At 77.8% G+C, this 11,883-nt stretch carries 6 protein-coding genes; all 6 read left to right on the forward strand.

Going from position 1 to position 11,883, the window contains the following annotated elements; translation table 11 throughout:
* Positions 1-3,364: non-ribosomal peptide synthetase (locus tag OSB71_RS08575; protein WP_265946086.1), on the forward strand; the 3,364-nt coding region annotated here is incomplete at its 5' end.
* A 1-nt stretch (position 3,365) separates the two neighbouring features.
* Positions 3,366-5,162, forward strand: coding sequence for a carbamoyltransferase family protein (locus OSB71_RS08580; RefSeq protein ID WP_265946088.1), 1,797 nt, complete (start codon positions 3,366-3,368; stop codon positions 5,160-5,162).
* On the forward strand, positions 5,155-8,625 hold the full coding sequence (locus OSB71_RS08585) for a non-ribosomal peptide synthetase (RefSeq protein WP_265946090.1): 3,471 nt from the start codon (positions 5,155-5,157) through the stop codon (positions 8,623-8,625). The genes OSB71_RS08580 and OSB71_RS08585 overlap by 8 nt, the downstream gene beginning before the upstream one ends.
* Positions 8,622-10,220 (forward strand): amino acid adenylation domain-containing protein, encoded by a 1,599-nt coding sequence (locus tag OSB71_RS08590; RefSeq protein WP_265946092.1) that lies wholly within the window; start codon positions 8,622-8,624, stop codon positions 10,218-10,220. Before OSB71_RS08585 ends, OSB71_RS08590 begins: the two co-directional genes overlap by 4 nt.
* A 112-nt stretch (positions 10,221-10,332) precedes the next feature.
* Entirely contained in the window at positions 10,333-10,539 is a 207-nt protein-coding gene (locus OSB71_RS08595) for an MbtH family protein (RefSeq protein ID WP_265946094.1), read from the forward strand.
* A gap of 81 nt (positions 10,540-10,620) precedes the next feature.
* Positions 10,621-11,832, forward strand: a complete 1,212-nt coding sequence (locus OSB71_RS08600; protein WP_265946096.1) for an MFS transporter — start codon at positions 10,621-10,623, stop codon at positions 11,830-11,832.
* The last annotated feature ends 51 nt before the right edge of the window (positions 11,833-11,883 follow it).

An 11,883-nucleotide genomic window follows, 5' to 3' on the forward strand; every position in this document is an offset into this window, starting at 1 on the left:
CCGGGACGAGGGGCACGAGGGGCACGAGGGAGACGGAAAGCCGGACGGGGACGGCGTCCTGCACGCCATGGTGCCGGTGTCCCTGCTGAACGGCCTGGAGGCGTTCGCCACCCGGGTCGGCGTGCCGTTCAAGAGCGTCGTGCTCGCCGCCCACCTGAAGGTGCTGAGCCTGGTGTCCGGCCGCGCGGACGTGGTCACGGGGTTGACGGCCAACGGGCGGCTGGAGGAGAGCGACGGCACCGAGGTGCGCGGACTCTTCCTCAACACCCTCCCCTTCCGCCTCACGCTCCCCGAGGGGAGCTGGGCCGACCTCGCCCGGGCCGTCTTCCGCCGGGAGCGGGACATGCTGCCCCACCGCCGGTACCCGATGGCCGCGCTGCGCCGCTCCCTGGGCGGCGGCCCGCTGTTCGAGACCAACGTCACCTACAACGACTTCGCCCAGTACGGCGCGCTCGCCGAGACCGGCTCGCTGCGCACCGGCAGCCCGGGGGCCGACGTGCCGGGCGTGGCGCTGAGCGACTTCCCGTGCAGCGTCACCTTCAGCCGCGAGCCGCTGGCCGGCGGGATGCGGGTGGAGGTGGAGTACGACCCGCGCGTGGTGTCGGCCGCGCAGGCCGCCCGGCTGCGCGACCAGCACCTGCGGGCGCTGGCCGAGATGGCCTGGGACGCCGACGCCGACCACCGCACGGCCCGCCTGCTGGACGACGCCGAGCGGGCCCGGCTGGCGGACTGGCGGCGCGCGCCGGGCGAGCCGGCCGAGGCGCCGGTGCCGGAGCTGTTCCGCCGCCAGGTGGCGCGCACCCCGGACGCCGTGGCCGTCGAGGACGGGGCGACGCGGCTGACGTTCGCCGAGCTGGACGCGCGCAGCGAGGCCCTGGCGCGGCGGCTGCGCCGGGCCGGGGCGGGCCGGGGAGACCTGGTGGGCATGCTGCTGCGGCCGGGCACGGCGGCGCTGGTGACGATGTGGGCGGTGTGGAAGGCGGGAGCCGCGTTCGTCCCGCTGGACCCGGAGCTGCCGCGCCCGCGCCTGCACGCCATGCTGGCCGACGCCGCGCCCGTCCTGCTGGTCGCCGACGGCCCGCACGCCGCGCCGCGGGAGTACCGCGTGCTCGACCCGGCGGCCCCCGGCCCCGGCGAGCCGGAGCCGGCGGCGTCCCCCGAGGCGGCGCTGCCGCGCGTGGACCGGGACGACCTGGCCTACGTCATGTTCACCTCCGGTACGACCGGCCGGCCCAAGGGCGTGCTGATCGCACACGGGGGCCTGGCCGACGTGGCGACGGGCTCGGTGCTGCGCCGCGTGCGGTCGCTGGGGTCGCCGGGCCCACTGCGCGTGGCGACCGGCACCTCCGCCTACGTCTCGGACTTCTACCTCGCCCAGCTCCTGCTGCTGCTGGACGGCCACACCCTGTGCGTGCTCGACGCCGACGAGCGGCGCGACCCGGCGCGGCTGGTCGCCCGGGCGCAGGACCCCCGGCGCGCGGTGGACGTGCTGGACGCGACGACCGCGCAGGTGCAGCTCCTGGTGGACCACGGGCTGCTGGACGCGCCGCACCCGCCGCGCGTGGTGACCTTCGGCGGCGAGGCGTGCCCGCCGGACCTGTGGCGGCGGCTCGCGGCCCGGCCGGGCCCGGCGGCCTACAACGCCTACGGGCCCACCGAGGCCACGATCGAGGCGGCGGTCGCCCCGGTGACGGACGGGACGGGGCCGGTCATCGGCACCCCGTGCGCCACCGCCCGGGTGCACCTGCTGGACGACGCCGGGTACGAGGTGCCCCCGGGTACCGTGGGCGAGCTCCACATCGGCGGCCCCGGCGTGGGGCGCGGCTACCTGGGCCGCCCCGGTGCCACGGCCGCGCGCTTCGTGCCCGACCCGTGGGGCCCGCCCGGCGCCCGGCTCTACCGGACGGGAGACCTGGCCCGGCGCACCGGCGGCGGGGACCTGGAGTTCCACGGCCGGGTCGACCACCAGGTCAAGGTACTGGGCCAGCGGGTGGAGCCGGAGGAGGTCGAGGCGGTCCTGCGGGCCCACCCGGACGTGGCGGCCGCCCTGGTCGGCCGCGACGCGGTGCGCGAACGGCTGGTGGCGAACGTCGTCCCGGCCGACGGGGCGCGGCCGGACCAGCGGCGGCTGCGCGAGCACGCCGCGGCCCACCTGCCCGCCGCCGCCGTCCCCGCGCTCGTCCTGCCCGTGGCAGCCCTCCCCCTGACCCCGGCGGGCAAGCTCGACCGCGGCGCCCTGCGCACGCAGGACGCGACCGGCGACGCGGCCGGGCCGGACATGGCCGGGGGCGAAGCGGCGGACGAGGCCGCGAGCGCCCCGCTGTCGGCCACCGAGCACCGGGTGGCCCGGGTGTGGGCCGAGCTGCTGGGCACGCGGCCCGGCCCGCACGAGGACTTCTTCGCCGCCGGGGGCCACAGCCTGCTGGCCGTGCGGCTGGCGGCGGAGCTGGGCGCGGCCTTCGGCACCACCATGCCGCTCGGGCAGCTCTACCGCACGCCCACGGTGGCCGGACAGGCCGCCTACCTGGACACGGCGGCCGGGGCGGACTCCGCCGGGCACCGGGCGCGCGGACACGGCGGGCGCCGGGTGGTGCCGCTGGGCGGCACGCCGGGGCTGCGTCCCCTGGTGCTGGTGCACCCGCTGGGCGGGACGCTGTTCTGCTACCTCGGCCTCGCCTCCCGCGTCGCGGACCGCTTCGAGGTGCTCGGCGTGCAGGGCGACGTACAGGGGGACGTGGCGGGCGGCGAGCGGACGGCCGACTTCACCGCGACGGCCCGCCGGTACGCCCGGGAGCTGGCGCCGCGGCTGCGCGGGCGGCGGCCGGTGGTGGCCGGCTGGTCCGCCGGCGGCGTCCTGGCCCACGAGGTCGCCGTGCGGCTGGCCGAGCTGGGCGTGGAGGCCGAACGGGTCGTCGTCGTGGACACCGCGCCACACCACGGCGGGCGGACGCGGACGGACGCCGCGGCGCTGCGGCGGCTGCGGCCGAAGGTCGAGCGACTGGGTCCCGCCCGGCTGCTGGCCGAGGACGGCGCCCACGGCCTGCTGGAACTGCTCGGCGTGGACCCGCGGGCGCTGGCCGAGCTGGACGGCCGGCTCGTCGCCTCGCTCATGGGGTTCTGGCAGGGCATGCTCTCCGGCCTCGCCGCCCACCGCCCGGCGGTCTTCGGCGGCCCCGTCCACCTGGTCCTGTCCCGGGACGCGGCGCCCGGCGCCCGGGACGCCGCGATCACCGGGTGGCGTCCGCTCTCCGGCGCCCTGCACGTGGCCTCGGCCGAGGGCGACCACTACCAGCTCATGCGCGACCCGTGGGTCTCGGCCGTCGCCGACGCGCTCACCGACCCGAACGAAACGAAAGGAGCCTGACGTGCTGGTGCTCGGTATCAGCGGACTCGACAAGTCGGCGTCCGTGAAGCGGGAGATGCTGCCCGGTCTGGACTGGCGCGAGCAGCGGCTCGTGCAGGGGCTGGACTCCGCGGCGGCCCTGGTGAGCGAGGACGGCGTCCTGGCCGCGTCGGCGCAGGAGCGCCACGACGGCGACAAGGGCACCGGCGCCTTCCCGGCGGACGCCGTCGAGGCGTGCCTGCGCATGGCCGGGGTGACCCTGGACGACGTGGACTTCGTGGCCCACGGCTTCCGGTACGAGCGCTCCCCCGCCTTCGCGCGGGACGCGTTCGCCCGGCGCTGGTTCGACGAGGTCTACGATCCGCGGGTGCAGCGCGAGGTGCTGCGCGCCTACCGTCCGGACCAGGACTGGGAGCGCAAGTTCGTGCCGGTGCGGCACCACCTGGCGCACGCGGCCAGCGCCTACCACCTCAGCGGCTTCCGCGAGGCCACGGTGCTGGTCGCGGACGGGATGGGCGAGACGGAGTCCACGTCCGTGCTGACGGGCGACGGGCCCGGCCTGCGGTTCGCGCGCACCTACCCGGTCTCCGCCTCGCTCGGCATCCTCTACAGCGTCGTCACCCAGTACCTGGGCTTCCTGCCCGGGATGGACGAGTACAAGGTCATGGGCCTGGCGCCCTACGGGGACGCGGCGCGGTTCGCGGACGTGGCCGAGCACCTGGTGCGCCGCACGGCCGGCGGCCGCCTGGCCGTGCCCGTCCTGGCGCACGACAAGTCGCCGACGGAGCGCGAGACCCACCGCGGGGCCATCCGGCGGCTGGAGGAGCTGTTCGGCCCGGCCCGGCACCCCGAGGCCCCGGTGGAGAGCCGGCACATGGACGTGGCGGCGACCCTCCAGCGGCGGCTGGAGGAGAGCCTGCTCGACGTGTTGCGCACCGCGCGCGCCGAGGACGGTGCCGCCTCCCGGGACCTGTGCATGGCCGGCGGGGTGGCGCTCAACTGCACCGCCAACGGCGCGATCGCGCGCAGCGGGCTCTTCGACCGGGTCTTCGTCCAGCCCGCCGCCGGCGACGACGGCACGGCCCTGGGCGCCGCCCTGTGGCAGTTGCGCCGGCACGTTCCCGCGCCGCCCACGGCGATGACGATGCCGTACTGGGGCGAGGAGTTCGGCCCCGCGGACCTCGACGCGGCGCTGGGCGCGCTGGGCCCGGGCCACCGGGTGCGGCGGCTGCCCGAGGAGGAGCTGACGCGGGAGGTCTCGTCCCTGATCCGGGGCGGGCGGGTGGTCGCCTGGTTCCAGGGGCGCATGGAGTTCGGGCCCCGGGCGCTGGGCAACCGCAGCATCCTGGCGGACCCCACGGCGCCGGGCATGCGGGCGCACCTGAACACCGTCGTCAAGCAGCGCGAGGAGTTCCGCCCGTTCGCCCCGGCGGTCCTGGCCGAGCAGGCGCACACCTACTTCGAGGTGGACCCGGCGCGGGAGGCGATGTACCGGCACATGCTCTTCACCGCGCAGGTGCGTCCCGAGTGGCGGGCCGAACTGCCCTCCGTCACGCACGTGGACGGCTCGGCGCGGGTGCAGACCGTCGACCGGTCCAGCGCGCCGCTGTTCTGGCGGCTGATCCGGCGGGTGGGCGACGACTCGGGCATCCCCATGGTCGTCAACACCTCCTTCAACCTCCGGGGCCAGCCCATCGTGCGCACGCCCGGCGAGGCGGTGGCGACCTTCGCCCGCTCGACGCTGGACGCCCTCGCGCTCGGCGACCGGCTGGTGACCCGGGTCGAGGGCGCGGGCACGGGGGCGGTCGGCCATGGCTGAGCCGACCGGAACCCGCCGCCCGGACACCGGCCCGGAGGGCCTGCGCGCCGCGCTCGCCGACGCCTGGCGAAGCGCGCTGGGCCTGGCGGACATCGCGGAGGACACCGACTTCTTCCACGAGGGCGGCGACTCGGTCCTGGCGGTGGAGATCGCGCTGCTGGTGCGCGAGCTGACCGGCACCGAGGTCGACCTCGACATCCTCTACGACCACCCGCGCTTCGGCGCCCTGCTGGCCGCCCTCGCCCCCGGGCAGGACGCGGGACGGGCGCGCGAACGGGAGCTGACCGGGCCGGAGGAGCGGCTGTGGGCCGTGGAGCAGCTCCACCCGGGCACGGCCGTGTACCACGTCGGCGTCGGCTACCGGTTCCCCGTCGCTTGGGACGTGGCCCGGCTGAGGACGGCGCTGCGGGCGCTGGCCGGGCGGCACGAGGCGCTGCGGCGCGGCTTCGTCCGGCCGGGCCGGGCCGTCACGGTGCCCGAGGCCGAGGTGCCCTGCCGCTGGGTGGACGCCCGGGGCGTGTCGGAGGCGGAGGTGGCGGCCCTGGTGGCCGACGAGGTGCGCACCCCGTTCGACCTGGCGCGTCCGCCGCTGCTGCGGGCGCTGGTCGTCGACCGGGGCGAGGAGGGCGGCCGGCTGGTCCTCACCGCGCACCACCTGGTGTGCGACGGGCTCTCGCTGGCGCTGCTGGAGGCCGACGTCGAACGGCTCTACGCCGACCCCGCGGCGCCGCCCGCGACCGACGCGGCCGCCGGGGCGGCGCAGGGGACCGCCCCGGCGCCGCGGCCGGCCCGCGCGCACACGCCGGACGCCACGGCGGGCCCCGGTGCGGGCCCCGGTGCGGGTGCCAATCCGGGCGCCGACGCGGCGCTGGCCCACTGGCGCGCGGCGCTGGCCGACTGCCCGCCGGGGCTGGCGCTGCCGCACGACCGCCCCCGCCCGGCCCGGCTGGGCACCGGCGGCGCGGCGCACCGCGTCAGCCTCGCGCCCGGGGAGCCGGCGGCGCTGTGGGCGCTGGCCCGGGAGGAGCGGCTCAGCCCGTTCATGGCGTGGACGGCCGCCTACGTCGCCGGACTGGCCGCCGTGACCGGCGAGCGGGACGTGGTGGTCTGCGTGCCGCTGTCCTCGCGCACCCCCGAACAGGCCGCCGAGGTCGGCATGTTCGTCGACATCCTGCCGCTGCGCGTCACACTCGCCCCCGGCGCCACGCCACGGGACCTGCTGCGGCACGTGCGGCGCGTGGTCACCGGGGCCCTGGCCCACCCGGTGCCCTTCCAGACGCTCGTGGACGCGCTGTGGTCCGCCGACGACCGCTCCCGCGCACCGCTCGCGCAGACGGCCCTCACCTACCTGGACACGGCCGGGCGCGGGCTGCGCCTGGCGGGCCACCACGCCGAGCGGGAGCAGTTCGCCACGGGGACGGCGAAGTACGAGCTGCTGTGGTCGGTCACGCGGCGCGCCGAGGAGACGGTGTGCGAGCTGGAGTTCTCCACCGACCTGTGCGGCACCGAACGCGGCGCCGAGATCCACCGGCGCCTGCTGCGCACCGTCCGGGACGCCTTCGCCCGCCCCGACGACCCCCTGCCCCTGGCCGGCGCGGCCGGGACGGCCCCCGCGGGGGCGCGCGCCCCCGGGGCGGAGCCGGTCGCGGCCGCCCCCGCCGGCGCGCGGCCGCGGGAAGCGCGGCCGGACGCCGGAATCCACCAGCGGGTGCGGCGGCAGGCCGCCGCCCGGCCGGACGCGGTGGCCGTGCGGCACGCCGGGCACGAGCTGACCTACCGCGAGCTGGACCGGCGCGCCGCCGCCGTCGCGACCGGCCTGCGCCGGGCCGGGCACGCCCGCGGCGCGGTCGTGGCGGTGCCGATGGAGCGCGGCATCCCGGCCGTGGTGGCCTGCCTCGGCGTGCTCTACGCGGGCTGCGCCTACCTGCCGGTGGACGCGGGGCAGCCCGCCGCGCGCGCCCGGGAGATCCTGCGCGCGGCCGCCGACGCGGCCCTCGTCCCGGCGCAGAGCGCGCTCGCGGAGCCGCTGTCCGGGGTGGTGCCCACCTACCGGTTGGCGGACCTGGAGGCGGCCCCGGGCGCGCCCGGGGAGCCGGTGGCCGTCTCCGGCGAGGACGTGGCCTACGTGATGAGCACCTCCGGTTCGACCGGTCGGCCCAAGGCCGTGCTGGTGCCGCACCGGGCCGTCAGCCGCCTGGTGCCCGACGCCGACTTCGCGGCCCTCACCCCCGCGGACCGGGTCGCCCACGTCGCCAACCCCGCGTTCGACGCCGCCACCTTCGAGATGTGGGGCGCTCTGACCGGCGGCGGCACGCTGGTGATCGCGGACCGCGACGTCCTCCTCTCCCCCGCCCGGCTGCGCGCCTTCCTGGCGGCCGAGCGCATCACCGTCATGTTCCTCACCGTCACCCTGCTCAACCAGCTCGTGGACTTCGCGCCGGACGCCTTCGCCTCCTTGCGGGTGCTGGTGTTCGGCGGGGAGAAGCAGGACAACCGGCGGCTGCGGAGGCTGTTCTCGGCCGGGCCGGCCGGGCGGGTGGTCAACGGCTACGGGCCGACCGAGAACACCACGTTCAGCACCGCCCACACCGTCACCCCCGACGACCTGGCCGACGACGTGGTGCCGCTGGGCGCGCCGCTGCCGCGCAGCACCGCCCACGTGCTGGACGAGGCCGGCCGGCCGGTGCCGCCCGGCGGCACGGGCGAGCTGTACGTGGGCGGGGACGGGCTGGCCCACGGCTACCTCGGCGCCCCGGAGCTGACGGCCGCCTCGTTCGTCCCCGACCCGTTCGGCGGCGGTGGCGGCCGGCTGTACCGCACCGGCGACCAGGTGCGGGTGCTGCCCGACGGCCGCCGGGAGTACGTCGGCCGGCTGGACGGCCAGGTGAAGGTGCGCGGCCACCGGGTGGAGCCGGGCGAGATCGAGCACGCCGCGCGGCGGCTGGCCGGCGTGGCCGACGCCGTGGTGCTCGCCCGGCCGGGCCCCGAGGGCACCGAGCTGACCGCGTGCGTCACCCCGGGGGCGGGGGCCGCGCTGGACGCCGCCGAGCTGCGCGAGCGGCTGCGCGAGGAGCTGCCGCCGTACCTGGTCCCGGCCGTCCGGGTCGTGGAGCGGGTCCCGGTGACGCCGAACGGCAAGGCCGACCACGCCGCGCTGCGCGACCTGCTCGACCGGCCCGACCCCGCACGGGACGACGGACCCGGCCCCGCGCAGGACGGGCGGGACCCGCTGGCCGCCGCCGTCGCCGCCGTGTGGCGCGAGGTGCTCGGCACCGACCGGGCCGCACCGGGCGACGACTTCCTGCGGCTCGGCGGCCACTCCCTGAAGGCGCTGCGCCTGCTGGCCCGGCTGGACGAGGAACTGGCCGCCGAGGTGGAGCTGGCCGACTTCTTCGCCGAGCCGACCCTGGCGGCCCTCACCGGGCTCGTCCGGGCCGACCTCGACCCCAAGGACGCGCGATGACCACACCCACCCCGCTGACGGACGCCGCCCGCCCGGTGCCCGGACCCACGCCGCCCGCCACCGTGCGCCGGTTCCTGCGGCACGCGCACGAGCGCCCGGACCAGGTCGCCGTGGAGGAGGCGGACGGCACCACGCTGACCTACGCCGCGCTGCGGTCGGCCGCCCGCGCGCGGGCGCGGGAGCTGGCGGCGGAGGGCGTGCGGCCGGGGTTCCGGGTGGCCGTCGAGCGCGGCTACGGCACCGGGTACGTCGTGAGCCTGCTGGCCACCTGGCTGCTGGACGCCGTCGCGGTGCCGCTGGACCCGGCGTCCCCGGCCGAGCGGCGCCGCTACCAGGTCCGGCGGGCCGACTGCCGCGCGGCGGTCACCGGCGCGCACGCCGACGGCGTCGTGCGGGAGGCCGTCGCCCGGAACACCGCCGCCGCCGCCGAGGCAGAGGCCGCCGCCGGGCCCGCCGGCGCGGCGTCCCTCGGCGCGGAGCCGGTCGGCACGGAGCCGGCCGCGTACGTGCTGTTCACCTCCGGCTCCACCGGACTGCCCAAGGGCGTCGAGATCGGGCACGCCGGGCTGCTCGGCATGCTCGACCACTTCTCGGGCCTGGCGGAGCTGGGCCCCGGCGGGCGGATGCTCGCGCACAGCAGCGTGGTGTTCGACATGTCGGTGCCCGAGATGCTGATGCCGCTGACCAGCGGCGGCACCCTCGTCGTCGCGCCCGAACGGTGCGCCCGCAACCCGGAGTTCTTCGCCCGCTGGCTGCGCGAGCGGCCCGCCTGCGTGGCGTTCGCCACGCCCAGCCAGCTCCGGCTGCTCCTGCCGTTCCTGGCCGGGGCCCGGGTCTTCACCCACCTGTTCAGCGGCGGGGAGGCGCTGTCCGCCGCCCTGGCCACGGAGCTGGACGCGGTCACGGGCACGCTGTGGAACGCCTACGGGCCGACCGAGACCACGGTGTGCGCGCTGTGCGCGCGCCTGGAGCCGCCCCACCGCGACCCGCTGCCGATCGGCGAGCCCGTCCCGGGACTGCGCGCGCGGGTGTTGGACGCCGACCGGCGGCCGGTGCCCGACGGGACCGTGGGCGAGCTGTGCCTGTCCGGCGTCGCGGTGGCCCGCGGGTACGTCGGCAGCCCGGAGCTGACCGCCCGGTCCTTCACCACGGAACCGGACGGCACCCGCACCTACCACACCGGCGACCTGGTGCGCGTCGGCCCGGACGGCCGCTTCACCTTCCACGGCCGGGCGGACGACCAGGTCAAGATCCGCGGCCACCGCGTCGAGCTGGGCGAGATCGAGACGGTCGCCGAGCGGGTGCCCGGCGTGGCGCAGGCGGTGGCGGTGCTCTCCGACGTGCTGCGCGGGCGTCCCGAACTGCACCTGGCCGTCGTCGCCGACCCGCGGGAGGCGGCCGGTCCCGAGGGCGCCCGGGCCCTGGAGAGCGCGCTGCGGGAGCGGCTGCACCGGGAGCTGCCCGTCGCCATGCGCCCGGGGCGCCTGCTGTTCTTCCCCGGCCTGCCCCGCAACCGCGCGGGCAAGACCAGCAGGCCCGACGTCCGGCGCCTGGTCGACGAGCACCTGCGCCCCGGCCCGCCCGGCCCCGCCTGACGCCCTCCGGCGCGCCCCCGGCGCCCGGCCCGGCCCCGCCCGCACCCCCGCACACCGACACCGACACCGACACCGACACCGACACCGACACCGACGAAAAGGAAGCACAGCGATGAGCGAGCCCACCACCGAGACCCGCTACCAGGTCGTCCGCAACGACGAGGAGCAGTACAGCATCTGGGCCGAGGGGCGGCCGATGCCCGCCGGCTGGCACGCCACCGGCGTCACCGGCAGCCAGGACGAGTGCCTGGCCCACATCGGGGAGGTGTGGACGGACATGCGGCCCAAGAGTCTGCGCGTCGCCATGGGCGAGGGCTGAACCGACACCGACCGGTCGGGCGCCGGGCGCCGCACGCGGCGCCCGGCGCCCGACCGCCGCCGAGACTCGTGGAGGACAGCCGTGTGGGCGCTTCTTCGCCACAACGCGCAGTTCCGCCGGCTGTTCACCGGCGAGGCCGTCTCCAGCTTCGGAGACAGCGCCATGTTCCTGTCCCTGGCCATCTGGGCGAAGGACCTCACCGGCTCGGACGCCGCCGCCGGGGCCGTCGTGCTGGCCCTGACCGTGCCCGGGCTGGCCGCCCCGCTGCTGGGCCACCTGGTGGACCGGGTGCGCCGCAAGCCGCTGCTGCTGCGGATGTACGGCGCCATGGCGGTGCTCGTGCTGTCCCTGCTGGCGGTGCGGGACGCGGGCGAGCTGTGGATCATCTACGTGGTCGCCGTCGCCTACGGGGTGCTCGTGTCCACCCCGGCGCGGCAGGCGCTGCTCAAGGACCTGCTGCGCTCCTCGCAGGCGGTGGAGGCCAGGGCGCTGCTCATCGCCACCCGGGAGGGCGTGCGCATCCTCTCCCCGGTGGCGGGCGCCGGTGTGTACGTCGCGTTCGGCGGCGGCGCGCTGGCCGTCCTGGGGGCCCTGACCCTGGTCGTGGCGGCGCTGCTGCTGGCCTCGGTCCACGTGGTGGAGTCCGAGCCGGAGCCCGCCGAGCGGTTCCGCACCGCGGTGATCGCCGGGTTCCGGTTCCTGCCGCGGGTTCCGCTGCTGTTCCGGCTGACGCTGGCCATGGTGCTCTTCCTGGGCGTCGTGGGCATGCTGGAGACCGCCGCCTTCGCCGCCGTGGACCAGGGGCTGGGGCGGCCGGCCGCGTTCATCGGGGTGCTCGCCTCGGTCCAGGGCGTCGGCTCCGTGCTGGGCGGGCTGCTCGCCGCCCGGCTCGCCCGGCGGTTCGGGGACGTGGGGACGAGCGTGGTGGGGTACGCGGTCATCGCGGCCGGGCTGCTGCTGTGCGTCACCCGGCACGAGGCGCCGTTCCTGGCGGGCGCCGCGCTCATCGGCGTGGGGCTGCCGCTGCTCGCCGTGGTGCTGGGCACCGCCTGCCACCTGTACGCGCCCGCCCGCATGCAGGGCCGGGTCAACGCCGTCGTCAACACCGCGCGGGACGGGGCGCAGTCGCTCTCCCTGGCCGCCGGGGCCGCGGTGATCGGGATGGTGGACTACCGGGTGCTGTACGGCGTGATGGCCGTCGCCACCCTGGGGTGCGCGCTCTCCCTGCTCGTGCGCCGCGTCACGGCCCCCGAGGTGGTGCCCTCGCTGGCGGACGCGGACGAGCGGGCGTGAGCGGCGCCCCACGCGCGTCCGCACCCGGCCCACCGCGTGGCGGGGCGGGGG

It is taken from the genome of Streptomyces marinisediminis, from assembly GCF_026262575.1.
Taxonomy (GTDB): Bacteria; Actinomycetota; Actinomycetes; order Streptomycetales; family Streptomycetaceae; genus Streptomyces; species Streptomyces marinisediminis.

Bases quoted from the DNA above. Each gene is read 5' to 3' on its own strand.
- OSB71_RS08585 (WP_265946090.1), top strand. From the start codon at position 5,155: ATGGCTGAGCCGACCGGAACCCGCCGCCCGGACACCGGCCCGGAGGGC.
- OSB71_RS08590 (WP_265946092.1), top strand. From the start codon at position 8,622: ATGACCACACCCACCCCGCTGACGGACGCCGCCCGCCCGGTGCCCGGA.
- OSB71_RS08595 (WP_265946094.1), top strand. From the start codon at position 10,333: ATGAGCGAGCCCACCACCGAGACCCGCTACCAGGTCGTCCGCAACGAC.